This is a genomic window from Phenylobacterium sp. GW823-FHT02A09, from assembly GCF_058797775.1.
Genome location: NZ_JBXAJZ010000003.1, coordinates 435,520 through 461,394, shown reverse-complemented (window position 1 = coordinate 461,394; position 25,875 = coordinate 435,520). Strand labels below are relative to the sequence as shown.

The 25,875-nt window shown below is 69.3% G+C and carries 21 protein-coding genes and 1 pseudogene; 9 read left to right on the top strand and 13 right to left on the bottom strand.

What is annotated here, in order from left to right; genetic code table 11:
• Positions 1–107 precede the first annotated feature (107 nt).
• Positions 108–1,184, top strand: coding sequence for a peptide chain release factor 1 (prfA, locus tag AC1Q87_RS14850; protein WP_492609699.1), 1,077 nt, complete (start codon positions 108–110; stop codon positions 1,182–1,184).
• Here prfA and AC1Q87_RS14845 read toward each other — a convergent pair.
• Positions 1,181–2,380, bottom strand: coding sequence for a YihY/virulence factor BrkB family protein (locus AC1Q87_RS14845; RefSeq protein WP_492609698.1), 1,200 nt, complete (start codon positions 2,378–2,380; stop codon positions 1,181–1,183). The two genes, prfA and AC1Q87_RS14845, sit on opposite strands and share 4 nt — an antisense overlap.
• Before the next feature lie 138 nt (positions 2,381–2,518).
• On the opposite strand from AC1Q87_RS14845, the gene AC1Q87_RS14840 reads away from it, so the two are divergent.
• The 3 genes from AC1Q87_RS14840 to AC1Q87_RS14830 all read left to right on the top strand — a co-directional run bounded on the left by AC1Q87_RS14840 (position 2,519) and on the right by AC1Q87_RS14830 (position 5,451).
• The gene (locus AC1Q87_RS14840) at positions 2,519–3,295 is read left to right on the top strand and encodes an MOSC domain-containing protein (RefSeq protein ID WP_492609697.1); all 777 of its coding nucleotides are present in this window, start codon (positions 2,519–2,521) and stop codon (positions 3,293–3,295) included.
• Positions 3,292–4,161 carry a peptide chain release factor N(5)-glutamine methyltransferase gene (gene prmC / locus AC1Q87_RS14835; RefSeq protein ID WP_492609696.1) on the top strand — a complete coding sequence of 290 codons (870 nt, stop codon included), beginning with the start codon at positions 3,292–3,294 and terminating at the stop codon, positions 4,159–4,161. The genes AC1Q87_RS14840 and prmC overlap by 4 nt, the downstream gene beginning before the upstream one ends.
• Positions 4,162–4,410: 249 nt before the next feature.
• Positions 4,411–5,451, top strand: coding sequence for a DUF4167 domain-containing protein (locus tag AC1Q87_RS14830; protein ID WP_492609695.1), 1,041 nt, complete (start codon positions 4,411–4,413; stop codon positions 5,449–5,451).
• A 64-nt stretch (positions 5,452–5,515) separates the two neighbouring features.
• On the opposite strand, the gene AC1Q87_RS14825 is transcribed toward AC1Q87_RS14830, so the two are convergent.
• Positions 5,516–7,558, bottom strand: coding sequence for a TonB-dependent receptor (locus AC1Q87_RS14825; protein ID WP_492609694.1), 2,043 nt, complete (start codon positions 7,556–7,558; stop codon positions 5,516–5,518).
• 145 nt (positions 7,559–7,703) lie between these two features.
• Between AC1Q87_RS14825 and AC1Q87_RS14820 the strand changes: the two genes are divergently transcribed.
• Positions 7,704–8,186 (top strand): Fur family transcriptional regulator, encoded by a 483-nt coding sequence (locus tag AC1Q87_RS14820; RefSeq protein WP_492609693.1) that lies wholly within the window; start codon positions 7,704–7,706, stop codon positions 8,184–8,186.
• On the opposite strand, the pseudogene AC1Q87_RS14815 reads toward AC1Q87_RS14820, so the two are convergent.
• Positions 8,183–8,662 (bottom strand): annotated as a pseudogene (locus AC1Q87_RS14815) (GNAT family N-acetyltransferase). The gene AC1Q87_RS14820 and the pseudogene AC1Q87_RS14815 sit on opposite strands and share 4 nt — an antisense overlap.
• 226 nt (positions 8,663–8,888) lie before the next feature.
• On the opposite strand from AC1Q87_RS14815, the gene arfB reads away from it, so the two are divergent.
• Both arfB and AC1Q87_RS14805 read left to right on the top strand, forming a co-directional pair.
• Positions 8,889–9,314, top strand: coding sequence for an alternative ribosome rescue aminoacyl-tRNA hydrolase ArfB (arfB, locus tag AC1Q87_RS14810; RefSeq protein ID WP_492609692.1), 426 nt, complete (start codon positions 8,889–8,891; stop codon positions 9,312–9,314).
• 120 nt (positions 9,315–9,434) lie between these two features.
• Complete coding sequence (locus AC1Q87_RS14805; RefSeq protein WP_492609691.1) at positions 9,435–9,971, top strand: hypothetical protein; 537 nt, start codon at positions 9,435–9,437, stop codon at positions 9,969–9,971.
• Between the two features lie 57 nt (positions 9,972–10,028).
• On the opposite strand, the gene clpB is transcribed toward AC1Q87_RS14805, so the two are convergent.
• From clpB to AC1Q87_RS14785, 4 genes are all read right to left on the bottom strand, one after another.
• Positions 10,029–12,611: an ATP-dependent chaperone ClpB gene (gene clpB, locus AC1Q87_RS14800; protein ID WP_492609690.1), complete on the bottom strand. Its 2,583-nt coding sequence runs from the start codon at positions 12,609–12,611 to the stop codon at positions 10,029–10,031.
• Between the two features lie 108 nt (positions 12,612–12,719).
• On the bottom strand, positions 12,720–14,621 hold the full coding sequence (locus tag AC1Q87_RS14795) for an alpha/beta hydrolase family protein (protein ID WP_492609689.1): 1,902 nt from the start codon (positions 14,619–14,621) through the stop codon (positions 12,720–12,722).
• A gap of 98 nt (positions 14,622–14,719) precedes the next feature.
• Complete coding sequence (locus AC1Q87_RS14790) at positions 14,720–16,630, bottom strand: alpha/beta hydrolase family protein (protein WP_492609688.1); 1,911 nt, start codon at positions 16,628–16,630, stop codon at positions 14,720–14,722.
• Between the two features lie 76 nt (positions 16,631–16,706).
• Positions 16,707–18,947 (bottom strand): arylsulfatase, encoded by a 2,241-nt coding sequence (locus AC1Q87_RS14785; RefSeq protein ID WP_492609687.1) that lies wholly within the window; start codon positions 18,945–18,947, stop codon positions 16,707–16,709.
• Positions 18,948–19,100: 153 nt separating this feature from the next.
• Here AC1Q87_RS14785 and AC1Q87_RS14780 point away from each other — a divergent pair, with 153 nt between their 5' ends.
• Positions 19,101–20,387 carry an OmpP1/FadL family transporter gene (locus AC1Q87_RS14780; RefSeq protein WP_492609686.1) on the top strand — a complete coding sequence of 429 codons (1,287 nt, stop codon included), beginning with the start codon at positions 19,101–19,103 and terminating at the stop codon, positions 20,385–20,387.
• Positions 20,388–20,508: 121 nt separating this feature from the next.
• Here the strand turns inward: AC1Q87_RS14780 and AC1Q87_RS14775 are convergent, their stop codons facing one another.
• Genes AC1Q87_RS14775 through AC1Q87_RS14755 form a run of 5 tightly spaced genes read right to left on the bottom strand, consistent with a single transcriptional unit; the run spans position 20,509 to position 24,358 of the window.
• Positions 20,509–21,918 carry a M20/M25/M40 family metallo-hydrolase gene (locus tag AC1Q87_RS14775; protein WP_492609685.1) on the bottom strand — a complete coding sequence of 470 codons (1,410 nt, stop codon included), beginning with the start codon at positions 21,916–21,918 and terminating at the stop codon, positions 20,509–20,511.
• A gap of 60 nt (positions 21,919–21,978) precedes the next feature.
• Positions 21,979–22,410, bottom strand: a complete 432-nt coding sequence (locus AC1Q87_RS14770; protein WP_492609684.1) for a DUF1178 family protein — start codon at positions 22,408–22,410, stop codon at positions 21,979–21,981.
• Positions 22,407–23,240 carry a carbon-nitrogen hydrolase family protein gene (locus AC1Q87_RS14765; protein WP_492609683.1) on the bottom strand — a complete coding sequence of 278 codons (834 nt, stop codon included), beginning with the start codon at positions 23,238–23,240 and terminating at the stop codon, positions 22,407–22,409. Before AC1Q87_RS14765 ends, AC1Q87_RS14770 begins: the two co-directional genes overlap by 4 nt.
• 40 nt (positions 23,241–23,280) lie before the next feature.
• Positions 23,281–23,538 (bottom strand): glutaredoxin 3, encoded by a 258-nt coding sequence (gene grxC, locus AC1Q87_RS14760; protein ID WP_492609682.1) that lies wholly within the window; start codon positions 23,536–23,538, stop codon positions 23,281–23,283.
• A 34-nt stretch (positions 23,539–23,572) separates the two neighbouring features.
• Positions 23,573–24,358 (bottom strand): ComF family protein, encoded by a 786-nt coding sequence (locus tag AC1Q87_RS14755; RefSeq protein WP_492609681.1) that lies wholly within the window; start codon positions 24,356–24,358, stop codon positions 23,573–23,575.
• Between AC1Q87_RS14755 and AC1Q87_RS14750 the strand changes: the two genes are divergently transcribed.
• On the top strand, positions 24,357–25,268 hold the full coding sequence (locus AC1Q87_RS14750) for a methyltransferase domain-containing protein (RefSeq protein ID WP_492609680.1): 912 nt from the start codon (positions 24,357–24,359) through the stop codon (positions 25,266–25,268). The two genes, AC1Q87_RS14755 and AC1Q87_RS14750, sit on opposite strands and share 2 nt — an antisense overlap.
• Before the next feature lies 1 nt (position 25,269).
• Here the strand turns inward: AC1Q87_RS14750 and AC1Q87_RS14745 are convergent, their stop codons facing one another.
• Positions 25,270–25,875, bottom strand: coding sequence for a hypothetical protein (locus AC1Q87_RS14745; protein ID WP_492609679.1), 606 nt, complete (start codon positions 25,873–25,875; stop codon positions 25,270–25,272).

The window sequence follows — 25,875 nt, the reverse complement described above, 5'->3', positions numbered from 1 at the left end:
TCGGCGAACCTGAAGGCCCTCTCCTCACGGAGAGGGCCTTTTTCGTTGGAGGCTCGCCTTGAGGGCGTTAAGAGGCGTCCCTTCGTTTCACCAGCGACTGGAAGCCCGTGCGTCTCCCCCAGGCCAGATTGGATCAGGTCCTCGACCGCTTCCGCGAGATCGAGGCGCGCATGGGCGCGGCCACCGACGGCGTCGAGATCGTGCGCCTCTCCAAGGAGCACGCCGAACTGAAGCCCGTGGCCGACGCGGTGCAGGCCGTGGCCCGCGCCCGCGAGGAGCTGCCTGAACTCGAGGAGATGGCCAAGGCCGGCGACCCCGAGATGGCGGCCATGGCGCAGGACGAACTGGCCGCGCTGAATGAGCGCCTGCCGGGTCTAGAGCACGAGGTCGCCCTGTTGCTGGCCCCGAAGGACAGGGACGAGAACGCCTCGGCTATCCTCGAAGTCCGCGCCGGCACCGGCGGCGACGAGGCCGCGCTGTTCGCCGGCGACCTCTTCCGCATGTACCAGCGCTACGCCCAGAACCATGGCTGGCGTGTCGAGATCGACAGCGTCTCGGAAGGCGAAGTCGGCGGCTACAAGGAAATCATCGCCTCGATCACCGGCGACGGCGTGTTCGGCCGGCTGAAATTCGAGAGCGGCGTCCACCGGGTCCAGCGCGTCCCCGAGACCGAGGCCGGCGGCCGCATCCACACCTCGGCCGCCACCGTGGCCGTGCTGCCCGAGGTCGAGGACGTCGAGATCGAGATCCGCGAACAGGACCTGCGCATCGACACCTATCGCTCGTCGGGCGCGGGCGGCCAGCACGTCAACAAGACCGACTCGGCCGTGCGCATCACCCACCTGCCGACCGGCATCGTGGTCACCTCGTCCGAGAAGTCCCAGCACCAGAACCGCGCCCGCGCGCTGAAGGTGCTCCAGGCCCGCCTCTACGACCAGCAGCGCGAGGCGCTCGACACCGCCCGCGCCGACGCCCGCAAGAGCCAGGTCGGCTCAGGCGACCGCTCCGAGCGGATCCGCACCTACAATTTCCCGCAGGGCCGGGTGACCGACCACCGGATCAACCTGACGCTCTACAACCTCGCCAAGGTCATCGAAGGCGAGGCCCTCGACGACGTGATCAATCCGCTGATCGCCGAGGACCAGGCCGCCCGCCTGGCCGCCCTGGAAGACGAGTTCAATTAGCGCCGCAGCGCCCGGCGCACGCGCTCGGCCTGCCGCAGGCTGTCGCTCACCGCCTTGTTGGTGATCTTCGAGATATCCAGGTGGAAGGCCAGGCCGACGCTGTCGGCCATGGCCGCGCCGCGCTCGCCCATCGGCTTCTCCGGGCCGATCGTGGTGTCGAGCGCCGTCTGGTGCTCGATCTCGGCGTTGATCTCGGCTCCCAGCAGCACGACCATCACCGAGAACCAGATCCAGGTCATGAACGCCACCACCGCGCCCAGCGAGCCGTAGGTCACGTCGTAGTGGGCGATGTTGTTGAGATACCAGGAAAAACCTAGCGACCCGAGCAGCCAGAAGGCCGCCGCCGCCGTCGCCCCGACGCCGACCCACCGCCAGCGGGCCCGCGCCCGGCATGGCGCGTAGCGATAGATCACCGCGAACGCGCCGGCCGCCATCGCCAGCAGGATCATCCAGCGCAGCGGAATCCAGATCACCGCCAACTCGTCCAGCCCCAGTTGCTCGAACGCGATCGGCGCAGCCACCAGCACCGCGCTCATCACCACCAGGAACAGCAGGGCTCCGAATGTGAACAGGTAGGTTTTCCAGGTCCGGTTGAAGAAGCTGCGCCGTTCCTCTTCGTCGTAAGCGACGTTGAGGCCGTCGAAGAGCGCCTTCATGCCGGCGTTGGCCGACCACACCGACAGCAGCAGGCTGACCAAAAACGCAACCGACAGCGTCGCCGAAGGCCGGCTGGCCAGCAGGATCATCTGTTGGCCGACGATGTCGATGACCTCGGCCGGGAACACCGTGGCCAGGGTGTCCAGCTGCTGCTGGACCGCGGCGACGTCGGCGATCAGCCCGTAGAGGGAGACGAACACGCCCATCGCCGGAAACAGCGCCAACAGCGTGTAGAACGTCACCCCGCCGGCCACCGACGGCAGCCGGTCGCGCCCGATCTCCTGATAGGTGCGCCAGGCGATGTCCTTCCAGCCCTTCGGCGGGATCGCGTGCGGGCCGTGGGCGACGCGCCCGCGCCGCGGCTCGGCTTCCTCGAAGGCTCCCGGCGTGGCGATGGCGTCGACGCTGAGACCGCCACGTACGCGCTGGCGGCTGCGCCGCCAGAGCTCGGTCATCGCAATGAAGCCGACCCAGGGCGCCGCCCGCCAGAAGATCCCGACGGCGCGGTCCCACGCCGATCGCTCCTCCTGATCCGCCATCGCCACCCTTTCTCCGCCGCGCCAGACAGGCTGGAACACCCCGATCTTGCCAGTGTTCCCCGGGGCGGACAGCTACCGGCGCGGGCGCGACTGTGCGAAGACAACCCATCTGCCGACGATCAGGACGACGAGGGGCACATGACCGGACACATCGCTGCGCTTTACCGCCACCCCGTCAAGGGCTTCACCCCCGAGCGCCTTAGCCATGCCGAACTGACCGCCGGCGGCCCGTTCCCCTGCGACCGGCTCTACGCCGTCGAGAACGGCCCCTCAGGCTTCGATCCGGCCGCGCCGGCCTATACCCCCAAGCAGAAGTTCACGGTGCTGATGTCCATCGCCGAGGTGGCCAAGGCCCGCACCCGTTACGACGAAGCCAGCGGCGTGCTGTCGGCGACGGCAGAGGGCCAACCGGACTTCAGCGGTTCGCTGCAACAGGCCGACGGCCGCGCCGCCTTCGCCGCCTGGCTGACCGCCCTGCTGGGCGAAGAGCTCCGCGGCGAGCTCAAGGTGCTGGACGCGCCCGGCTACCGTTTCATGGACCATCCGCTGGGCCAGGTCTCGATCGTCAACATGGCCAGCGTTCGCGACCTGGAGGCCAAGATCGGCCGTCCGGTCGATCCCCTGCGCTTCCGCGGCAACCTCTATGTCGAAGGCTGGCCGGCCTGGATCGAGAACGAGTGGGAGGGCCGCGAGCTGATGGTCGGCTTCGCCCGCGCCAAGGTGTTCAAGCCCATCGTCCGCTGCGCAGCGACGCACGTGAACCCGGACACCGCCGAGCGGGACATGGATGTGGTCAAGGCGCTGTTCGACAACTATGGGCACATGAACCTGGGCATCTATGTCCACGTTACCGATTCTGGACGCGTCACGGTCGGCGACGCCGCCACCCTTCCGTCCCTGGAGCCCGCTGCATGACGATCACCCTCCTGCAAGCCTGGCAGTCGGCCAAGACGCGCCTGGAGGCGGTCGGCCTCGTGGGGCCGGTGATCGACGCCCGCCTGCTGGTCGAAGCCGCGGCCGACGCCACCCGGGCCGACATCGTCGCCGATCCGCACCGCGCGCTGACGTCCGAGCAGGAGGCGCGCCTCGAGGAGTACGTCTCGCGCCGCGAACGCCGCGAGCCGGTCAGCCACATTCTCGGCCGCAAAGGCTTCTGGAAAGTCATGCTGGCGGTGAACGCCGACGTCCTGACTCCGCGGCCGGAGACCGAAGTCATCGTCGACTATGTGCTCAAGCAGTTCCCCGAGCAGATGGCTTTCGACATCCTCGACCTCGGCGTCGGATCGGGTGCGATCATCCTCTCGATCCTGGCCGAGCGGCCCGCCGCCAAGGGTCTGGCCACCGACATCTCCGACGACGCCCTGGCCGTGGCGCGCGAGAACGCCTCCAACCTCGGCCTCGCCGGTCGCGTCGCCTTCGCCCGCGGCGATTGGACCGCCGGCCTGCAGGACGCCAGCTTCGACGTCATCGTCTCCAACCCGCCCTACATCGCCAGCGAAGTGATCGAAACCCTCGAGCCGGAAGTGCGCCATTTCGACCCGCGCCTGGCGCTGGACGGCGGCGCCGACGGCCTGGACGCCTACCGACATCTGGCCCCCGAGATTATGCGCGTGCTGAAGCCGGGCGGCCTCTTCGCGGTCGAGATCGGCTACGACCAGAAGGATCAGGTCGAAGCCCTGTTCAACGAAGCAGGCGGCAGTGAAGTCTGGACGATCAAGGATTTGTCGACCAACGACCGCGTCGTTGTGGGCGTGAAAAACCCCTTGGAAACCCGCAAGTGAATCGCTAAGTCTTTATCTCGTCTCCACCCAATTCGCCGGTGCTAGAGGCTTGGGCCGCCCTGAGAAACCAGGACGGAAAGCCGTATCGGCAGGCGCGCAGGCTTAGCGTGTCTCGCGCCTCAAGGTCAGGGCGGACGACGGAGAACACTTACGTCTTCAACACGGACTTACGGGCGATACGGCCCGATCAAGGCGAGAGGATAGACCGCGCGCTTCCCGGCGAGGCCGAAGCGGCGGTGGACACAGAGAATGAGAGATTTCAAGGGTATGAAGCGCCAGCGCGGCCGCAATCGTGGCGGCGGCGGCGGCGGAAAGCCTCAGCAGCAGAACGCGAACAGGGCCTTCGATTCGAACGGTCCTGACGGCGTGAAGGTGCGCGGCAACGCCCAGCACGTCTTCGAAAAGTACCAACAGCTGGCTCGGGACGCTTCGTCCGCCGGCGACCGGGTTCTGGCCGAAAATTACCTGCAGCACGCCGAGCATTATTTCCGCACCGTGCGCGCCATGCAGCCGAACAAGCCCGCCGCCGAGATCCTCGGCCGCGACAACTATTCAGGCGGCCTCGACATCGATTTCGAGGACGAGAGCGGCGCCCAGGCCGCGGCGGCGGAAGCTGAAGCGGCGGCCAACGAGGCCGCTGAATCCGGCGAGAACGGCGAAGGCGAAGGCCAGCAGGCCCGCGGCGAGCGCTGGCGCGACCGCGACGATCGCCAGGATCGTCCGCGCGACGACCGCAACCGCGACGACCGTCAACGCAACGACCGCTTCGAGGGCCGCAACCGCGACCGCAACGACCGTTATCGCGACCGCGACGACCGGCCTCGTGACGACCGTCAGCGCGATGACCGCCCCCGCGACGAGCGTCCCCGTGACGACCGCCCGCGTGACGACCGCCCCCGCGCCGAGCGCGAAGATCGCCGCGACCGTGACGACCGTCCCCGCAGCGAACGCTTCGAAGGCCGTCGTGACCGCGAAGATCGTGGCGAACGTCCGGACCGCGCCGAGCGCGCCGACCGTCAGGACCGCCCCGAGCGCGATCCGTTGGCTGTCGTCGAACCCAAGGCCGCGCCGCTGGTCGCGACCGAACAGCAGGCTTCGCCGGTGCTGCGTGACGAGGACGGCGGCGAAAGCCACGCCCCGGCCTTCCTGAAGGCTCCGCGCGCGCCGCGCGCGCCCAAGGCCGAAGCTCCCGCCGCCGAGGGCGAAGAAAAGCCCAAGGCCCGCCGTCGTCGCGCCCCGCGCAGCTTCGAGGGCGGTGAAGCTTCTTCGAACGAGACTGAGGAAGCCTGAGGCCAGCGCCTAGGCTCTGAAAGCGATCAACCCCTCCCTCGCGGGAGGGGTTTTTCTTTGGCCGCTAGAACTTGTAGCCGACGCCCATGCGGAAGCTGCGCCCCGGCAGCGGGGCCAGGTCCTTCAGGAACGAGGCATGCTCGCGGGCCTCCGCGTCGTTGAGGTTCCGCCCTTCCAGGAACAGCCGCAGCTTGCGGTCGGCGAACGGCGTCGCCGACAGGTAGGCGTTGATCATCTGATAGCTGTCGGTCGGCAGCTCGTATTCGGCCACGCGATCCTGCTCGCCCACGTGGCGCAGCTCCAGCTTGCCGGTCCACCAGCCGCCGTCGAACACCGCCCGCCCCGTGACCGACCACGGCGGAATGCGCGCCGGCGGGCCAAGGTCAGTGTCGCCGTGCACGTAGTCGGCCGCGCCTTCCAACTTGAAGCTGCGCTCGCCGTCCTGCCACAGGCGATACGACGCCTCGGCCTCAGCGCCATAGAAGGTCGCGTCGGTCTGCAGGTAGTCGAACACGGCGAAGCCGCTCTCCGGATCGATCTGGCCGTTGGCGCGCAGGTCGATGAAGCCGTCGTACTTCACGGCGAAGGCGTGCAGGTCCATCTCCCAGGGCCCCTCGCCATAGTGCACCGTAGCGTCCAGCGAATAGGAGACTTCCGAGTCCAGGTCGGCGTTCCCGACCTCGTACCCGCGGGTGGCCGCATGGGCGCCGTCGGCGAACAGCTCCGCCTCTGTCGGGGCGCGCGCCGTGCGCGAGGCCGACAGCCCCAGGAACCACCCCTCGGCCGGGCGCAGGAAGCCGCCGATGCTGGCCGAGACATTGGTGAAGTCGCGGGAGGCCGCATCGGTCTCGAGCTCGCGGCGGTCGAGCCGCAGCCCGCCCTCGACGCCCCAGGTGTCGTTGTCCAGCCGCTGCAGGGTGAAGACGCCCAGCTCGTGGGTTTCGGTCGAGGGCACGTAGGCTTCATCGCCGTTGGCGTCGAGCGTCCGCGACAGCGCCTGCAGCCCCACCGCGCCCTGCCAGCCGCCACGCGCCTTCTGGACCAGCTCGGCCCGCGCTTCCCAGCCTTCCGAGAGGAACTGGGTGCCGATGTGGCCGCCCTCCAGCTCGGCATGCTCGTAGTCGGCGTATCCGGCCGAGACCTTGAGCTGGTCGAACGGGCCAAGATCGAGGTTGAGCCCGCCACGCAGGTCGTAGCGCGTCTGCTTCAGGTCGATCTGGACGCCGCCTTCCTCGTCCTCGTGATCATGGTCATGATCGTGGTCGTGGTCGTGGTCGTCGCCCGCCTCGTGCGAATGGCCGGGGACGCCGTAAGTGGTGTCGGTGCGCTTCACCGCCACGCCCAGGAAGCCCTTGTCGCCGACGTAGGAGACGCCGCCGCCATAGGCGTCCAGCTTCACCGCCGTGTTGGCGACGGTCGAGGGCTCCTTGCCCAGATACTCCTCGCCCTCGGCCGCCATGAACCGGCGCGACTCCGCCGGCGAGGGGATGTCGTAGTCCGAGCTCTCGCGGTGCAGGCCGTCCAGGCTGAACACCCAACCGCCGACGCCCGCCTTCACCGAGGCCGAGACCGCCGAACCTTCGTCGACGGTCGTTCCGGAGGCCAGCAGCCGGCCGTGGACGCCCTCGACCTTGGTGCTCGAAATCCGGTCGTCGATGATGTTGACGATGCCGCCGATCGCCGAACCGCCATAGGCCAGGGCCGAGGGCCCGCGAAGCACCTCGATGCGCTCGGCTTCCTGGGGATCGTTGGCCACCTGGTGATCGGGCGACAGCGACGAGGCGTCGATCATCCCGACGCCGTTGCTCAGCACCAGCACCCGCGGCCCGGCCAGGCCCCGGATCACCGGCCGGCTCGCCCCCGGCCCGAAGAAGGTCGAACGCACGCCCGGCAGGCCCGACAGCACATCGCCCAAGCCCGCGGACGGCGCGGCGTCCAGGTCGTCGCGCTTCATGACCTCGACGCTGGTCGTGACCGAGTCCATCGAGACGACATAGGGCGCGGCGGTCACCACCAGTTCGGAGACCTCCTTGGCCGCCTCGGCGTGGGCCGATCCCGCAGTCAGCGCAACAACGCCGGCGGCGGCGAGCAGGTAGGTCTTGGTCATGTAGACGCCTCAGGCATACTCACGGCCTACGGACTTGAAACCGGCTCGCCGTGTTACGAAATAACATAGACCGTTATGAGATAACATAACCGCCCGTCAAGCGGCTTTGCTTGCGGCGAACGCGAGAGGCAGGTAGCCAAGGCTCATGGGAAGCGAGTGTCATCACGCGGACGGCGCGCATCCGGGGCTCAAGGGTCACGCCCTCAGTCACGCGCTCGGCGCGGCCGAGAGCCGTTGCGTGGCGACCCAGGAACGCCTCACCGCTCCACGCCGCCGCGTGCTCGAACTGCTGCTGGAGTCGGACGGCCCGCAGAAGGCCTACGACCTCATCGCCGCATTCGGCGAGCACGGCGAACCGGCCAAGCCGCCGACCGTCTATCGCGCGCTGGAATTCCTCGAACGCCTGGGCTTCGCCCACCGGATCGAGAGCCTGAACGCCTACGTACCCTGCCGACATGACGGCGGCGAGCATCGCGCCGCCTTCCTGATCTGCGACTGCTGCGGCGCCGCCCAGGAGTTCGAGCCCGACTTCTCCGCCCAGCTGAAGGAGGCCGAGAGCGCGGGCTACCAGGTCGCGACCATCACCCTGGAAGCCCGCGGCCGCTGCTCGGCCTGCCGCGCCGGCTAGGACCGAAGGCGCGCCATAGAGATGGCGTCGACATGCTCCCCATCGCGCCAGGCATAGTCTCGCATGAACCCCTCGCGCTCGAACCCGAAGCGTTCGTAGAGCGCGATGGCTGGGGCGTTGTCGCTCCACACTGTGAGCTCCAGGCGCCGCAGGCCCAGCCAGCGGTCGGCCTGTTCCACGGCGGCCGCCAGCTAGGCCGTGCCCACGCCGCGGCCGGCATAGGCGTCGTGCACCGCCATGCCGAACGTGCCGACCTGACTGCGACGCCCCTCGAGGCGGCTGAGCCCCAGGCTGCCGACGACCTTGCCGCCGGTCGCCGCGACGAGCAGCGTCTGCGTCGTTGATGTCGTCTTGAAGCGCTCGCGCCGCGTCGCGACGCTGGTGAACGGAACCTGCATCGTTCCCCAGACGGCGCGCGGCTGGTTCATCACCTCGGTCAGGTCCGGCACGTCCTCCGGCTCGGCGGCGCGGATCATTATCTCGTCTTGGCTCATCGTCTTCTCTCGTTGGGTCGAAGAACGGAGCCATGAAAAAGCCCCGTCCTCGCGGCGGGGCTGGGTGGGGCGAATTGCGGCTAAGCGGTCCTAGCGCGCGACATCCCTCACCGATCCCGCTTGGGCGGTTCGGCAGGTCACGTGCATAAGGGTCGCGAAAGCGCGCATGCGGCATAGTTAGCCGGAACCCAGGTATCGGAAAAGACCGGTGATCGAAGTCACCCCCACCATCGCCATCTCGGAAGATGAGATCACGGAGCGGTTCATCCGGTCGGCCGGTCCCGGCGGCCAGAACGTCAACAAGGTCTCCACGGCTGTGGAGCTGCGATTCGACGTGCGCCGCTCGCCCTCGCTGCCCAACGACGTCGCCGTGCGGCTGATGCGGCTGGCCGGGCGCAAGCTGACCCAGGACGGCGTGCTGGTGCTGACCGCGATGAGCTTTCGCACCCAGGAGCGCAACCGCGCCGACGCACAGGAACGCCTGCTGGAGCTGATCCGCGAGGCCGCCAAGCCGCCGCCCCCGCCGCGCAAGAAGACCAAGCCGACCAAGGCCTCCCAGAAGCGCCGCGTCGAAGCCAAGGTCCGCCGCGGCGACGTCAAGGCCAAGCGCGGGCGGGTGCACGGCGACGACTAGGGTCGATCCCTCCGGCCGGCAGCCCAAGCAAGCCTCCCGGGAGGCTCAAAATTCAAGTGAACAAGCTCTAGGGGTTAACCCTTGGCGCACAGGCTTTGCGGTGCGTAATGTGCGCGCGCCATGTCACGCATCCGTCTGCTCTCCGCCTCCGCCGCCCTTCTGCTCGTCGCCGCCTGCGCACCGACCCTGGGCCCGCCCCCGCCTCCGCCGCCCGGCGGCGGCCCCGCTACGGCCGGCGTCTTCCGCGCCGAGGACTTCTCGTGGTCGGCCGTGCCTGGTTCGGGCCGCGTCGACGGCCGCCTGACTTACAAGGCCGGCCAGACCCGCTATTCCTGCACGGGCGCCGGGGTCGTGCTGACGCCCGAGACGCCGTGGACCCGCCGCCGGATGGCGATCCTCTACACCTCGGCAGAGCGCGCCGCCCTGCCGGCCGATGAAGTCCGCGCCCGCACGCCGTCGGCGCCCAGCGGCGACTACTCGGCCTTCGTCAAGCGCGCGGTCTGCGACGCCAACAGCGCCTTCAGCTTCTCCGGGCTCGCCAACGGCGCCTGGTACGTGATCACGGTCGCCAAGCCGGTCAGCGGCCCTGGCCCCGACATCGCGGTCATGCGCCGCGTCGAAGTCCGCGGCGGCCGCGCGGTGAAAGTCGAGCTCTAGCGCCCGACCGCTTCGCAAGACAAAGCGCCCCGGAGATCGCTCTCCGGGGCGTTGTCGTTAGTGGACCTTGGCCTTGCCGATCTCCAGACCGTCGGCGTCGGCCCCGACCTGGATCACCGCGCCGTCCTCCAGCTCGCCCGCCAGCAGCTTGCGGGCGATCGGATCGACCAGCTCCTTCTGGATCACCCGCTTCAGCGGCCGGGCGCCATAGACCGGGTCGTAGCCTTTGTCGGCCAGCCAGCGCATGGCCGCGGAGTCCAGAGCGATCGACATGCGCCGGTCGGCCAGCAGCTTCTCGACCCGCTGCAGCTGGATGGCGACGATGTTATCCATCTCGCCGCGGCCCAGGCGCTTGAAGAGAATGATCTCGTCGATCCGGTTCAGGAACTCGGGCCGGAAGTGACGGCGGACCACCTCCATGACCAGGGGCCGCGCCTCCTCAACGTCCTCGCCCTCGGCCTGGTTGGCCAGGAACTCGGAACCGAGGTTCGAGGTCATGATCAGGATCGTATTGCGGAAGTCGACCGTGCGGCCCTGGCCATCGGTCAGGCGACCGTCGTCCAGCACCTGCAGCAGCACGTTGAACACGTCCGGGTGCGCCTTCTCGACCTCGTCGAACAGCACGACCTGGTAGGGCCGGCGCCGCACGGCTTCGGTCAGCGCCCCGCCCTCGTCGTAGCCGACATAGCCGGGAGGCGCGCCGATCATCCGGCTGACCGAATGTTTCTCCATGTATTCAGACATATCGAGGCGGGTGATCGCGCTCTCGTCATCGAACATGAACTCGGCCAGCGCCTTGGTCAGCTCGGTCTTGCCGACCCCAGTGGGGCCGAGGAACAGGAACGAGCCGATCGGACGGTTGGGATCCTGCAGGCCGGCGCGCGCACGGCGGACGGCGTCGGAGACGGCGACCAGCGCCTCCTCCTGCCCGACCACGCGGCCGCGCAAAGCGTCCTCCATCTTCAGCAGCTTTTCGCGCTCGCCTTCCAGCATCTTGTCGACCGGGATGCCGGTCCAGCGGCTGACCACGGCGGCGATCTGCTCGGCGTCGACCACCTCGGGGCTGATCGGGTTCTCGGCCGCGGCCGTCTCCTCCTGCTCGAGCCGGCGCTCCAGGGCCGGGATCTCGCCATAGGCGATCTCCGAGGCGCGCTGCAGGTCGCCGCGGCGCTGGGCCGCGACCAGTTCGGCGCGCAGCCGGTCCAGGGCCTCGCGGGCCTGGGCGGCCGACGAGACCTTGTCCTTCTCGGACTTCCAGCGGGCGGTCATTTCCGCCGAGCGACCTTCCAGATCGTCGAGCTCGTCTTCCAGTTTTTCCAGACGCGCCTGCGAAGCGGCGTCCGGCTCCTTGGAGAGGGCCTCGCGCTCGATCTTCAGCTGCACGATGCGCCGGTCGATCTCGTCCAGCTCCTCGGGCTTGCTGTCCACCGCCATTCGCACGCGGCTGGCCGCCTCGTCCACCAGGTCGATGGCCTTGTCGGGCAGGAAGCGGTCGGTGATGTAGCGGTTCGATAGGGTCGCGGCGGCGACGATGGCGCTGTCGGAGATGCGCACGCCATGGTGCACCTCGTACTTCTCCTTCAGCCCGCGCAGGATCGAGACCGTGTCCTCGACGGTCGGCTCGCTGACGAACACCGGCTGGAACCGGCGGGCCAGGGCGGCGTCCTTCTCGACGTGCTTGCGGTACTCGTCCAGCGTGGTCGCGCCGACGCAGTGCAGCTCGCCGCGCGCCAGGGCGGGCTTGAGCAGGTTCGAGGCGTCCATCGCCCCGTCGGTTTTCCCGGCCCCGACCAGGGTGTGCATCTCGTCGATGAACAGCACGATCGAGCCTTCGGCCGCGGTGACCTCGCCGAGCACGGCCTTCAGCCGCTCCTCGAACTCGCCGCGATACTTCGCGCCGGCGATCAGCGAGCCCATGTCGAGCGCGTGCAGCTGCTTGTCCTTCAGGCTCTCGGGCACGTCGCCGTTGACGATGCGCAGGGCCAGGCCCTCGACGATGGCGGTCTTGCCGACGCCGGGTTCGCCGATCAGCACCGGGTTGTTCTTGGTGCGGCGGCTCAGCACCTGGATCGTGCGGCGGATTTCCTCGTCGCGGCCGATCACCGGGTCGAGCTTGCCGTCGCGCGCGGCCTGGGTCAGGTCGCGGGCATAGCGCTTGAGCGCGTCATAGCCTTCCTCGGCCGAGGCGCTGTCGGCGGTCTTGCCCTTGCGCATCGCCTTGGCGGCCTCTTCCAGCGCCGAAGCGTTGGCTCCGGCGTCCTTCAGGGCCTTGGCCGCGTCGCCGCCTTCCTTGGCGATGGCGATCAGCAGCCGCTCGGTGGTGACGAAGGCGTCGCCGCCAGCCTTCGCCCCGGCCTCGGCCTCGGCGAAGATGCGCGCGGTCTCGGGCGCCATGTAGAGCTGGCCCGATCCGCCCTCGACCTTCGGCCGCTTGGCCAGCAGGTCGTCGGCGGCCTTGTCGGCCGCGTCAGGACGTCCGCCCGCGCTCTGGATCAGCGCGCGGCTCAGGCCGTCCTTTTCTTCAAGCAGCACCTTCAGCAGGTGCTCGGGCGCGAGTTGTTGATGGCGGCGCGCCAGCGCCAGGCTCTGGGCCGACTGGATCGCCTGCTTGGCGCGGTCGGAATAGAGGTCGATGTTCATGCGTTCCCCTCGATAGGCGGATTGACGCGACCGCCTTCATCAAGCACGGCCGCGCCTCGACGGGATGTAGTGTGGCGATTTCGCCACACAACAGGGATGGTCCCGAAATCAGCTCGGCGGGTTGTTCTTCTCCAAGAACATCGTCACCGCATTGAGCATCCGCAATCGGGTCTCGCCCCGAGACAGCCAGGGCTCCTCGCCGCCTAGCGCCACCAGCTCGGCGGGATTGCCCGCCGCCTTCAACGCGTCGGCCATGGCTTGGCTCTGCTCGAACGGGACCTCGCGATCCGCGCGGCCGTGCACGAGGAGGATCGGCGTCCTCACGCCCTCGACGTTGAAGGCCGGCGACAGCTTGATCAGCTTGCGGTCGTTGGGGCCGTCGACGCCCAGGAACCGCATCCAGTAGCGCTGGGCCGCGCCGTCCCGCGCCGAGGTCAACATCCCGCGCAGGTCGGAGACGCCGCCCACCGAGGCCGCGCAGCGATAGACGCCGCGATCGAGCGTCGCGCCCGCCAGGGCCGCGTAGCCGCCGTAGCCTGCGCCGACGACGCACACGCGCCCGGCGTCGATGATCCCCTGCGCCGCCAGCTGGCGAACCCCGTCGGAGAGGTCCGTCTGCATCTTGCGGCCCCACTGGCCGAACCCCGCCTCCAGGAGCTCAGGACCCAGGCCTTCGGAGCCGCGGAAGTTCACCTGCAGCACCGCGTAGCCGCGCGAAGCCAGCGCCTGCGCCCACCAGTCGAAGCCCGGCGCATCGCGCGAAGCCGGCCCGCCGTGCGCCAGCACGACCAGCGGCAGGCCCTTGGCATCGCGGCCCTTCGGCAGGGTCAGGTAGCCGGAGAGGTCGAGGCCGTCGGCGGCCTTGAACCGCACCGGCTTCACCGGCGCGATATCGGCCGCCGTCAGCTCCGGATAGTAGGGGCCGATCCAGTCGGCCTTCTTCTTGGACCAGTCGACAAAGGCCAGCGCCCGGCCCTCGACGGGCGAGTCCACGCTGACGATCAGATGCTTGCGGTCGTTCGACCATGAGACGAGCTCGACCAGTTGCCCCGGATAGGCGGCCTGCACCGACCGCCAGAGCTGCTGGTCTTCCGGACTGCGGAAATCGTAGCGGCGCTGGTCGCCCGCCAGATAGGTCACCCCGGTCATGTGGGCGCCCCGCGGATCCAGGATCACGCCCTGCCCGCTGACATCGGCGAAGGGCTCGGGCCACGCGCCGTCCGGCGCCAGCTCCCGCAGCATCTGCTTGCCGTCGACCTCTTCCTCGACCAGCGCGGACACCCCGTCCCGACCCAGCCCGATCAGGGTCGGCGTCTCGGCGAAGGTGGTCAGCGACTTCACGTCCCGCCATCCGCCCTGCCCGTTCAGCTTCAGCGTCCACCGGCCGTTCGCGGCGTCATATCCGGTCTCGACCAAGGGTTCGCCGTCGGCGCCGACGAGCCAGTCCTCGGTCTTAGGAAACCCGGTGTGCAGCACCGTCGAGCGCCGCCTCTCAGGATCGACGCGGTAGAGGGCCAGGCGCGCTTGCCCTGCATTGTCGAACCGCACACCCTTGACGAAGATCCGCACCTCGCCGCCGACGTCGCGCACTTGCGGCGTACCGACGGTGACGTTCATGCCGGTGGTCGCGTCGATGAGCAGGGGGAAGCCCCTGCGGCGCGCGACATCGAAGACGCTGATGGTGGTGTACTGGGCGCGGGAGTCCAGGGCGCCGACGACCTCCGTCGCCCGGCTGTTGGTCACCAGCAGATAGCCCGGTCCAGCCCAGGTTATGCCCGGCACCTTTGCGCGCCCCGCGACCATCACCTCGGCCTGGCCGGTCTCGACGTCCTTGATCAGGATCCGGCGCTCGTCGCCTTCCGTCGTCACCAACGCGAAGTGTTTGCCGTCCGGGGCCAAGGCGGCCGCCTCGATGGCCGGCAGGCGGCCGTACGCCTCAAGCGGCGCGGCGTCTGCGACCCGAGCGACCGAAAGCAGCGCCGCAGCCAGCGCAAGCACTCTGATGAACACGATGACAGTCCCTCCCCGGATCACCAGGACCTTGGCCGAGCCAAGCAACCCATGCAACCCGGAGTTGGACCACTCAATCTACTGGCGCGCCGTCGGCGTCAGCTCGGCGGGTTGTTCCTTTCGAGGAACGTCACCACTGCGCTGAGCATCCGCAGCCGCGTCTCGCCCCGCGAGAGCCAGTGATCCTCGCCGTTCATGACCACCATTTCCGGCGCATTGCCGGCCCGCTTGAGGGCGCGCTCCATGATGGCGCTCTGCTCCAGCGGCACCACCGTGTCGTCGCGGCCGTGCACCAACAGGATCGGAGTGGTCACGCCGTCGACCTTCTGCGCGGGCGACAGGTCCTTCAGCACCGGGTCGTTCGGATCATCGGCGCCCATGAAGCGGATCCAGTACTTCTGGGCCGTGCGGCCCTTGTTGGTCCTCGACCAGGCGACCATGCGCTGCAGATCGGACACGCCCGCGACAGAGGCCGCGCAGCGATAGACGCCGCGATCGAGCGTCGCCCCCGCCAACGCCGCGTAGCCGCCGTAACTGGCCCCGACGATGCAGACCCGCGCCGGATCGACGATCCCCTCGCCCGCCAGATGGCGCACGCCGTCCGACAGGTCGGTCTGCATCTTGCGTCCCCACTGGCCATAGCCGGCCTCGAGGAACTTCGCGCCGAACCCCGACGAGCCGCGGAAATTGACCTGCAGCACCGCATATCCGCGCGACGCCAGCGCCTGCGCCCACCAGTCGAAGGTCGGCGTATCGCGCGCAGCCGGCCCGCCGTGCGCCAGGACGACCAGCGGCAGCTTCTTGGCCTCGCGGCCGCGCGGCAGCGTGAGATACCCGCTGAGCTCGAGGCCGTCCGCGGCCTTGAACTTCACCGGTTTGACCTGGGCGATGTCCTGTTCGGTCAGGTCGCGATAGACCGCACCGACCCAGTCCGAGCGCCGGGCCTTCCAATCCACGTAGGCGATCCCCGGTCCCTCGGTCGGCGAATCCACCCGGATCAGCAGGCGCTCGCGATTGTTCGACCACGACAGCAGCTGCACGTGCTGGCCGCGATACGCCGCCTCGATGGACCGCCAGACCTTCTGGTCGGACGGCGACATGAAGTCGTAACGGAACTCGTCGCCCACCAGCGCCCGCGCGCCGATCAGGTTGTGCCCCGCCGGATCGAACAGCAGTTGATCGCCGCCCTTGGTCGACATCGGCTCGCCGAACGTGCCGTCGGCGTTGAGCTCGCGCAGCACCCGCTCGTCGTCCACCTCGTCGAACAGCAGGATCGACCGTCCGTCGCGGCCCAGGCCGGCCAGGCTCGGCCGATCCAGGTAGCCCTCGGAACGCATGGCCTCCTTCCAGCCGCCAGGGACCTTGACCTTCAGCGTCCAGATCCCGGTCGTGTAGTCGAACACCGAGGCCGCCGCCGGCTCGCCGTCGCCGCCGACCAGCCATTCCTCGGTGTTCGGGAAGCCCTCGTGGACGACCTTCGAGGCGCCGTTCTTGAGATCGATGCGGTAAAGGGCCACCCGCCCCCGGCCGGTGCTGTCGAACCTGATGCCCTGCACGAAGGCCATCGGCTTCCCATCGACCGTCCGCCGGAACGGCGTGCCGAGCACGATGTTGAGGCTGCTCTCAGCGTCGTGCATCAGCCGGATCTGCCGGTTCGCCGCCACGTCGTAGAGCACGACGGTCGTGTACTCCTGGCGCGGCGCGATCACGTTGGCGATGGTCGCGGTGACACTGGCGGTGATCAGCAGATGCTGCGGGCTGGCCCAGTCGAGGTCACGGACCTTCGCCGCGCCCGCGTGAATGACGCTGGCCTTTCCGGTGGCGATCTCCTTGACGACGATCTGGCGATCCTCGCCGGTCGTCAGGATCACCGCGAACCGTTCGCCGTCCGGCGATATGGCCGCCGCCTCGATGCTCGGCAGCTTGCCATAGGCCTCAAGCGGCGCCGCAAGCGCCACGGACGCCGACGCCAGCAACGCGGCGGCGAGCGCCATCACTCTGACAAACACGTAGTTCCTCCCCCCGGATCACCGTGACAGTGGCCGAGGGAGAGCCTTTCCGCAACCCGGAGTTGGAGGGCGCAATCTACTGGCGCGCCAGCTCCGCGGCCCCGACCGCGTCTCCATCTAGAGCCTGGTCGGCGTCCATGTTCACCGTCACCGTGCGCAGGGCGCCGGTGAACTTGAACGGCTCGGCATAGTCGCCGACCGCGCTGCCGCGGTCGCGGCCGATGTCGAGGCCCGACCACGAGATCAGGGTCATGAAGCCCAGATGGGTGGCGACCTCGCCGGCCGGCTGGCCGTCGATGCTGAGAATGAAGCGCCGCCCGTCGCCCTGCACGCACTGGACGCCCAGCCGCCGACGGCCCGGCTCGACCGCTACGTCGGAACTGACAGTCGTGCGCAGGCCCCCGACGTTCAGGGTGTGGTGCAGCCGCCCGTCGCGGACAAACAGCGAGTAGCCGCTGGTGGCGTCGCCATGGGCGATCAACACCCCCTCGTCGCCCGCGCCCAGGGTGACGTCGGCCTCGATGAAGTACGAGCGCGAGCGCACGTCGGGCGCGCAGTCGCTGGGCACGTGGCCCATGCCCTTGTGGAACACGAACTGCTTGCGCGCGCCTTGGTGGCGCAGGGCGTTCTCGGCGAAGCGCGGGCCGAAGCGGTCGTCCAGCGGCAGCACGTTGTTGCGCTCGGCCTGGGCCCACCACTCATCGATCAGCGCTTCCAGCCGCTCGGGCTCGGCCTGCGCAAGGTCGCGGGTCTCCGAGAAGTCCGCGTCCAGGTGGTAGAGCTCCCAGACGTCCTGGTCGAAGGGCGTGCCCGGCGGGTGGAACGCCACCGCCTTCCAGCCGTCCTTCCAGAGGCCGCGGTGGCCGAACATCTCGAAGTACTGCGGCGAGGTCTTGGCCGGGGCGGAAGCGTCGCTCAGCGATGCGGCGAAGCTCTCGCCCTCGATCGGCATCTGCGCGACGCCGGCGATGGCCTCTGGCGAGGTCATGCCCAGCAGCTCGAGCAGCGTCGGGGTCAAGTCGGACGCATGGGCGAACTGGCCACGGGTCTCGCCGCGCGCGGCGATCCCGTTCTTCCAGCTGATCACCAGCGGGTCGCGGATGCCGCCGCCATGGGTGTTCTGCTTGTAGCGGCGCAGCGGCGTGTTCGAGGCCTGGGCCCAGCCAAACGGGAAGTTCGAATGGCTGTCGGGGCCGCCGATGTCCTCGATCCGCGCCAGCTTCTCGGGCATCGGCTCGAACTTCATGTTGTAGGGGCCCATGGCGTTGACGAAGCCCAGCGGCCCGCCCTCCTGGCTGGCGCCGTTGTCCGACAGCACCAGGATCAGCGTGTCGTCCTTCACGCCGGCCTGTTCGAGGAAATCGACCAGCCGCGCCAGGTGGCGATCGGCATGGTCCAGCATGCCGGCGAAGGCGCTCTGCAGGCGGGTGAACACCTTCTGTTCGTCCGGCGAATGGTCGGCCCAGGCCTTCACCCCGTCGTTGCGCGGCGGCAGCTCGGTGTCGACTGGCACGATCCCCATCGCCTTCTGACGTTCCAGCCGGCGTTCGCGCTCGACGTCCCAGCCGCCTTCGAACACCTCGTCATAGCTGCGGATGATGTCCATCGGCGCCTGGTGCGGCGCATGGCACGCGCCAAGCGCCAGCCACAGCAGCCACGGCTGGTCGGGGGCGTCGGCGATGTGATCGGCGACGAAGCGGATGCTCTCGTCGACCAGGTCCTCGGTCAGGTGATAGCCGTCGCGATAGCCGGCCGGCGCCTCGACCGGGGTGTTGTCGCGCACCAGTTCCGGCGAGAACTGGTCGGTCTCGGCGTCCATGAAGCCGTAGAAGCGGTTGAAGCCGCGGCCCAGCGGCCAGCCGTCGAACGGCCCGGCCGCGCCGGTCTGGTTGACCGGCGTCGCGTGCCACTTGCCGACCATGTAGGTCCCATAGCCCTGGCCGCGCAGGATCTCCGGCAGGGTCCCGGCCTCCTTGGCGATCTTGCCGCGATAGCCTGGGAAGCCGCTATCGAAGTTGGCCAAGCAGCCCATGCCCACCGAATGATGGTTGCGCCCGGTCAGCAGCGCCGCGCGCGTGGTCGAGCACATGGCCGTGGTGTGGAAGCCGGTGTAGCGCAGCCCCTCGGCCGCCAGCTTGTCGATGGTCGGGGTCTTGATCGGCGAGCCGTAGCAGCCGAAGTCCGAGAACCCGACGTCGTCGAACAGCACCACCAGGATGTTCGGCGAACCCGCCGGCGGCTTGGTCTTGGGCGGCCAATAGGGGACGGAGTCCGCCAGCGTGCGCCCGACCTTCGCCGCGCTCTGCGATCCAGACATATGACAGACTCCATGCCAATTTATTTAAATGTGGCTCCTGAGCCACGGTTTGGCAAGCGCTTGATCGCCGTTCTGCAACCGGCGGCGGGTTCACCGGGTTTGGGGGGCAACCGATCCGCGCACGGATCCTCCCCCGGAAGACGAGCACTCCCCATGACCCGGCTGACCCTCCTGGCGGCGACCACGGCCGCAACCGCCCTCCTGTCCACGACCGCCCATGCCGGCGGCTACTATCTGCAGGAACAGTCGGTGAAGGGCGCTGGCCGCGCCTATTCCGGCGAGGTCGCCGACCAGGGCGTCGCCTCGCTGTGGTGGAACCCCGCCGCCATCGCCCGCTCGGGCCGCGAGGCCTATGTCGGCCTGCACGCCGTCTTCGTCGATGCGACCGTCCGCAACGAAGGCTCGACCATCACCTATCCCAACGGCCTGACCATCCCGATCCAGGGCGAACCGCGCGCCTTCAGCCCGATCCAGGACGGCGTCGCCCCGAACTTCGCCATCGCCACGCCGATCGGCGACCGCTTCGCGCTGGGCCTGTCGGTGGCCGCGCCCTTCAACTTCACCACCGAGTACCGCAAGCAGTCGTGGGCGAGGTACGACGCTCTCACCTCGCGGCTGACGACCGCTGACATCCAGCTGACCGGCGCGATGAAGGTCACCGAATGGCTCGACCTCGGGGCCGGGGTCAGCGCCCAGTACACAGACGCCAAGCTGCAGACCGCCTATCCGAACCTCTCGCCGCTGCTGCCCGACGGCATCTCCCAGCTCAGCGGCGACGGCTGGGACTTCGGCTGGACGCTGGGCGCCCAGGCCTATTTCGGGCCGGTGACGGTCGGCGCCAGCTACCGCTCGAAGATCGAGCACGACCTCGACGGCAACGTCCTGGTCGGCGGCCTGCTCGGCCCGCTGGCGCCGGTCAACCGCGAGGTCGGCGGCTCGGCGGCCTTCACCACGCCATGGATCGCCACACTCGGCGCCCGCTGGCAGGCCACCGACAAGCTCGCGCTCAACGCCCAGGTCCAGCGCATCGGCTGGGGCGAATTCGAATCCATCGACGTGAAGTTCGCCGGCGGCGGCGAAAACCTGTTCCAGGGCTACGAGGACGTCACTTCGGGCGGCGTCGGCCTCGACTACGCCGTCAACGACAAGCTGACCCTGCGCGCGGGCGTCCAGTACGACCCGACCCCGACGCCGGACGAGGCCCGTACGGCGCGGGTGCCGGACGGCGACCGCTGGCTCTATGGGGTCGGCGCGACGGCCGACGTCATGTCGGGTCTGAAGGTCGACGCGGCCTTCGCCTACATCGACTTCGCCAATTCCGACGTCCACCACGACACGGTGTTCTACGAGGGCACCCCGGCCGCCACCACCACGCGCCTGCGCGGCGAGGTCGAGGGCGCCGGCTACGTGCTGTCGCTGGGTCTGCGCAAGACGTTCTGACGACCGCTCCGCTCATCCCGGCGAAGGCCGGGACCCAAGCTGAATCCCCAACGAAAAGCGGCGCTCCAGCCAGGCCGGAGCGCCGCTTGGGCCCCGGCCCTCGCCGGGGTGAGCGGTCGCCCTACTTCTGGTTCGCGTAGAGCTTGACCACCTCGTAGAGGAAGTCGCGGCCCTCATAGAGCGAGCGCACGCGCATCTTTTCGTTCAGTCCGTGGGCGCCGTTGCCGGTCGGCTCGCTGAACATCCCGGTCAGGCCGTAGGTCGGCACGCCCACCGCGTTCAGGAACCGGCCGTCGGTGGCGCCGGTGGCCATCACCGGCACGATCGGCACGCCCGGCCACAGCTTGGCCGAGACGGTCTCGACCGGCCCCATGATCTGCTTGTTCAGGACCGGCGGCGGGGTGACCGGGCTCGGCTCGCCGACCGTGGTCACCTTGATCGCCGGGTCGGCGAGCACCTTGACCAGCGCCTCGCGGGTGGCCTCGACGCCCTCGCCCGGCAGGATCCGGCAGTTGACGTTGGCCCGCGCCCGCTGCGGCAGGGCGTTGGGCGCATGGCCGGCGTTGACCATGGTCGCCACGCAGGTGGTCCGCATCATCGAGTTGCGGCCCGGATCGCGGGCCACCGCCGCCACCGCCGCGGCGTTGGACGGATCCTTGGCGACGGCGGCCATCGCCTCGCCCATCGGACCGCCCTCGATCTTGGCCATCTGCACGAAGTTGGCGCGCACTGAGTCGTTGAGCTTCACCGGGAAGTCGTACTCGCCCAGCCGCGCCAGCCCCTGCGACAGGTGATAGATCGCGTTGTCGCGCACCGGCGCCGAGGAGTGGCCGCCCGGATTGGTCACTTCCAGGGTGTAGTCCTGATAGACCTTCTCGCCGGCCTGGACGCCCAGCGAGACGCGTTGTCCCTGCGCGTCCAGCCGCCCGCCCGCGCCCTCGTTGAGCACGAAGGCGGCGTCCATCAGCTCGCGGTGGTTCTTGATCAGGTACTGGACGCCGTTGAAGGTGTCGGGTGTCTCCTCGCCGCAGGTCAGCGCCATGCGGATCGTGCGCTTGGGCTTGAAGCCCTCGGTCTTGTAGCGGGCCAGCGTATCGACCCAGACCGCGGCCTGGGCTTTGTCGTCGGCCGCGCCGCGGGCGTAGAAGAAGCCGTTCTCCTCGACCAGCTTGAACGGGTCGCGCTCCCAGTCGTCGCGATTGGCCTCGACCACGTCGATGTGGGCCAGCAGCAGGATCGGCTTGGCCTTGGCGTCGGTCCCCTTCAGCGTCGCCACCAGATTGCCGTCCTTGGGGCGGTCCGGCGCGACGATGATCTTCAGGTCCTCGTCAGCGAAGCCCGCCGCCTTCAGCCGCGCAGCCATCGCCTCGGACGCCGCCGTGCAGCTGCCGACCGACAGGGTGGTGTTGATCTCGATCAGCTCTTTGTAGAGGTCGCGGAACGCCAGCTGGTCAGGACGCGGGCTCTGCGCCATCGCAGGCGAGGCGACGGCGGCGGCCGCCAAGACGGCGGCGGTGAAGGTACGGATCATTGACGCTCCCCATGAACTGGCGGCGAGCCTATGGGGCGTCAGGCGCGGCGGCAAGGAACGTCAGTTCACGTCCGACTTCTTCGGGGTGGCCGGCGGCAACGGCGCGATCGCGATCCCGTCGTCCTTCAGCGATTTGATCTCGGCGGGACTGGCCTCGCCATAGATGCCGCGGTCCTCCGAGCGGCCCTCGTGGATGGCGCGGGCCTCGCCGGCGAAGGCGTCGCCGACATAGTCGAAGTTCTCCTCGACGTGGGCGCGGACCTTGCCCATCGCCTCCATCACCATCGAGCGCATCTGCGGCGAGAGGTCGGCCCCGGCGCTCTTCTTCGTCCCCGCCACCGACGGGGCCATGATCTGCTTCTCGACCGCCTTGCTGTCGCAGAACGGGCACGAGACCAGCCCGCGGCCGGCCTGGTCGTCGAAATCGTCCGACGAGCCGAACCAGCCCTCGAACGCGTGGTCGTGTTCGCAGATGAGCGCGTAACGGATCATGCGATGGATATAGGCGCCGCAAAGCTCCGCGCATTGGGCAGCGCCGGAATCGCCGCCCGCGCCTTGGCGACGGCCGCCAGATCCAGGTCGGCGATCAGCACGCCCGGCTCGTCGTGGTCGAGCTTGCCCAGCACCTCGCCCCACGGCCCGATCGCCAGGGTGCGGCCCCAGGTGCCACGGCCGTCCTCGTGGAAGCCGCCCTGGGCCGGGGCCAGCACGAAGCTTCCGGTCTCGATGGCCCGGGCGCGCAGAAGCGTCTCCCAGTGCGCCTCGCCGGTCGGTCGGGTGAAGGCGGCCGGCGTGACGATCACCTCGGCCCCAGCCAGGGCCAGGGCGCGATACAGCGCCGGGAACCGCACGTCGTAGCAGATGGTGAGGCCTAGCTTCAGCTCGCCGGCCCGCGCCGCCACCGCCTGAGCGCCCGGCTCGTAGGTCTCGCTTTCGCGCGCGGTCTCGCCCGTCGGCAAGTCCACGTCGAACATATGCAGCTTGTCGTAGGTGGCGGCGATCTCGCCCAGCGGCGTGATCAGGGCCGCGCGGTTGGCGGCCTTGCCGTCGGCGCGCTTCACCAGCGCCGAGCCGATCAGGATGGTGACGCCAAGCTCGGCGGCCAGCGCCCGCAGGCCCCGCACCACGGGATCGTTCTCCAGCAAGGTCAGCTGCGGCAGCAGCGCGGCCTTGTCCTTCTGCAGGATGTTGGTCCCCTCGGGCGTGGCGATGAAGCTCGCGCCCTCCGCCGCCGCCTGCCGCACCAGCGGCGTCACGTGCGCCAGGGCCGCTTCGTGGCTGGCGGGGGTTCTCGTCTGGATCAGGCCGACGCGCAGGGTCATGGCCAACTCCGATAGGTCAGAGCCGGCCCGCGCTCAAGCCTCAGGCGGCCAGCAGCGCGTCCAGCTTGCCGTCGTATTCCAGCGCCATCATGTCGTCGCAGCCGCCGATGTGCTGCTCGCCGATGAAGATCTGCGGGAAGGTCGCGCGGCCGTTGGCGCGCTGGACCATCTCCTGGCGCTTCTCCGGATCGAAGGCGGCTTCGATCTCGTTAAACTCCACGCCCTTCTTCTCCAGCAGCGACACCGCGCGGATGCAGTAGGGGCAGTACGGCTTCGTATAAATGGTGACTTCGGCCATGGCTCAACTGAAACGGGTTGCTACGGTTTCGGTTCTATATGGCCCGACTTGAGGTTTCTTTAACCCTCGCGACCACTGCGGCATTCACGCGCAGCGCGCCCGCCGCCAGCAAAGCCCGCGCGCAGCCTTCCAAAGTGGCGCCGGTGGTCATTACGTCGTCGATCAGCAGGATGGTCCTGCCGGCCACCCGCCTGGCCTTGGCCGGCGGCACTTCGAAGGCCGCGGCCACGTTGCGCCGCCGCCCGCTCCCCGACTTGCCGCCCTGAGGCGCCGTCGCCCGCACCCGCCCGAGCGCGTCCGGCAGATAGGCCACCCCCGACAGCCGGCTGAGCGGCCGGGCGATCTCGGCGGCCTGGTTGTAGCGACGTCCCAGCAGCCGCGAGCGATGCAGCGGCACTGGAACCAAGGCGTCGGCCTCGTCCAGCAGCTCGCGGGCCGAGCGGCTGATCCAGCGGGCCATCAATGGCGCCAGGTCGGTGCGGTCGGCGTGCTTGAGCTGCAGGATCGGCCCGCGCGAGGTCTCGTCGTAGAGGCAGGCGGCCCTCGCCCGGAAAAACGCCCGCGGCCGGGCCGAACAGTCGGCGCAGCGCACCCCGTGGCCCAGGTCGTACTCGAACGGCAGCCCGCAGCCGTCGCACAGCGGCCCGTCGATGAACGGGATCATGCTCCAGGCGGCGGCGCTGAGGCCGCCGCTCATCGCCGGCGCGCCGCCGTCGAGCGATTGGGGTGGGAAAAGCAGGTCCAGCGCGGTACGAACCGCGGCCTTCGCGCGCGGCCCGGGTTTCCACCGGGCGTCCGCATCGCCATCTAGAAAGCCCATGCCCGCCCCGCCCCGCATATTCGACCGCGACCAGCACCGCGCCCGTCTGGACCGCGCCGCCACCGGCTACGCCGCCGCCGACTTCCTCAAGGCTCGCGCCGCCGAGGACGCCGTGGTGCGCCTCGAGGCGATCATGCGCGACTTCCCGCGCGCCGTCGATCTGGGCGCGCGCAACGGCCATTTCGCGCGGTTCCTCGCCGAGAGCGACGCCGCCGCCCGCGTCGGCTTGCTGGTCGAGGCCGACCTGTCGCCGAAGATGCTGGCCGGTCGCCAGGGCCTGCGCCTGGTCGCCGACGAGGAGCGCCTGCCCTTCGCGGCCGGCAGCCTCGACCTGGTCGTCTCGACCCTGGCCCTGCACTGGACCAACGACGTGGTCGGGGCGCTGATCCAGATCCGCCGCGCGCTGAAGCCGGACGGCCTGTTCATCGGCTCGCTGCTGGGCGGCGCGACCCTGACCGAGCTGCGCCAGTCGCTGCTCGCCGCCGAGGCCGAACTGACCGGCGGCGCGGGTTCCCGCGTCTCGCCCTTCGCCGACCCTTACGACGCCGCCGGCCTGCTGCAGCGCTCGGGCTTCGCTCTGCCGGTGGCCGACGTCGACCGCGTCACCGTCCGCTACGCCCACCCGCTCAAGCTGCTCGCCGACCTGCGCGCCATGGGCGAGACCAGCGTCCTGGCCGAGCGCCACCCCAAGCGGCTGACCCGCCAGGTCCTGGCCCGCGCCTTCGAGATCTATGTCGAGCGCTTCGCCGAGCCCGACGGCCGCGTGCCCGCGACCTTCGAGATCCTGACCCTGACCGGCTGGGCGCCCGACCCCAGCCAGCAGAAGCCGCTGAAGCCCGGCTCGGCCAAGATGCGCCTGGCCGACGCGCTCGGCGTCGTCGAGAACCCGCTGCCGCGGGACGAGGACTAGCTCAGCCGACGATCCGGGCGGAGGACATGATCTGCTCCACCTCGGCCAGGTTGGCCTGGAAGTAGTGCTCGGCCGGCGCGAGATAGAGGATGACGTAGAGCTTGCCGCCGCTCTCGGCGACCACGCCCGCGCCCTTCACGTCCAGGCCGTCCGACGTCTGGGCCGACAGGTCGAAGCGGATCGCCGGGGCCTCGCCCAGCTTGGCCGGACGCGGCTTGGCGGTCTGGACGCGCTGATAGTCCATGGCCGCGACGCTGTCGGCGACGAATTCCAGGCGCTCCGTGGCCGACATGCCCGAGCGCACCGCCGGGGTCGGCTTCTCCTTGCTGGCCGAGGCGACCATGCGCTCGCCGACCGCGAGGCCCTCGGTCAGGTAGAGCCGGTTCAGCAGCGGCCCGTCGATGGTCAGCAGATGCACCTTCTTGGCGCGCGGATACATCATCACGCTGACGTCCGACCAGTTTCGGCCCAGGGTCACCTGCTGCCCGGCGCCCACGGCCAACGGCCCGGCCGGCGCCAGCTTGACGGTCTCGCAGCCGACGGCCAGCTGCGAAGCCAGCGCGACGGCGAGCAGCGGACGAATGACCCGCATGGTGGTTTTCCCCAT

Coding starts and splice junctions, on each gene's coding strand:
- AC1Q87_RS14830 (WP_492609695.1), top strand. CDS start 4,411: ATGAGAGATTTCAAGGGTATGAAGCGCCAGCGCGGCCGCAATCGTGGC.
- AC1Q87_RS14845 (WP_492609698.1), bottom strand. CDS start 2,380: ATGGCGGATCAGGAGGAGCGATCGGCGTGGGACCGCGCCGTCGGGATC.
- AC1Q87_RS14770 (WP_492609684.1), bottom strand. CDS start 22,410: ATGATCCGTTACGCGCTCATCTGCGAACACGACCACGCGTTCGAGGGC.
- AC1Q87_RS14750 (WP_492609680.1), top strand. CDS start 24,357: ATGCCCGCCCCGCCCCGCATATTCGACCGCGACCAGCACCGCGCCCGT.
- AC1Q87_RS14820 (WP_492609693.1), top strand. CDS start 7,704: ATGGGAAGCGAGTGTCATCACGCGGACGGCGCGCATCCGGGGCTCAAG.
- AC1Q87_RS14840 (WP_492609697.1), top strand. CDS start 2,519: ATGACCGGACACATCGCTGCGCTTTACCGCCACCCCGTCAAGGGCTTC.
- AC1Q87_RS14755 (WP_492609681.1), bottom strand. CDS start 24,358: ATGGGCTTTCTAGATGGCGATGCGGACGCCCGGTGGAAACCCGGGCCG.
- AC1Q87_RS14805 (WP_492609691.1), top strand. CDS start 9,435: ATGTCACGCATCCGTCTGCTCTCCGCCTCCGCCGCCCTTCTGCTCGTC.
- clpB (WP_492609690.1), bottom strand. CDS start 12,611: ATGAACATCGACCTCTATTCCGACCGCGCCAAGCAGGCGATCCAGTCG.
- AC1Q87_RS14775 (WP_492609685.1), bottom strand. CDS start 21,918: ATGATCCGTACCTTCACCGCCGCCGTCTTGGCGGCCGCCGCCGTCGCC.
- AC1Q87_RS14780 (WP_492609686.1), top strand. CDS start 19,101: ATGACCCGGCTGACCCTCCTGGCGGCGACCACGGCCGCAACCGCCCTC.
- prmC (WP_492609696.1), top strand. CDS start 3,292: ATGACGATCACCCTCCTGCAAGCCTGGCAGTCGGCCAAGACGCGCCTG.
- grxC (WP_492609682.1), bottom strand. CDS start 23,538: ATGGCCGAAGTCACCATTTATACGAAGCCGTACTGCCCCTACTGCATC.
- AC1Q87_RS14745 (WP_492609679.1), bottom strand. CDS start 25,875: ATGGGGAAAACCACCATGCGGGTCATTCGTCCGCTGCTCGCCGTCGCG.
- AC1Q87_RS14785 (WP_492609687.1), bottom strand. CDS start 18,947: ATGTCTGGATCGCAGAGCGCGGCGAAGGTCGGGCGCACGCTGGCGGAC.
- AC1Q87_RS14765 (WP_492609683.1), bottom strand. CDS start 23,240: ATGACCCTGCGCGTCGGCCTGATCCAGACGAGAACCCCCGCCAGCCAC.
- AC1Q87_RS14825 (WP_492609694.1), bottom strand. CDS start 7,558: ATGACCAAGACCTACCTGCTCGCCGCCGCCGGCGTTGTTGCGCTGACT.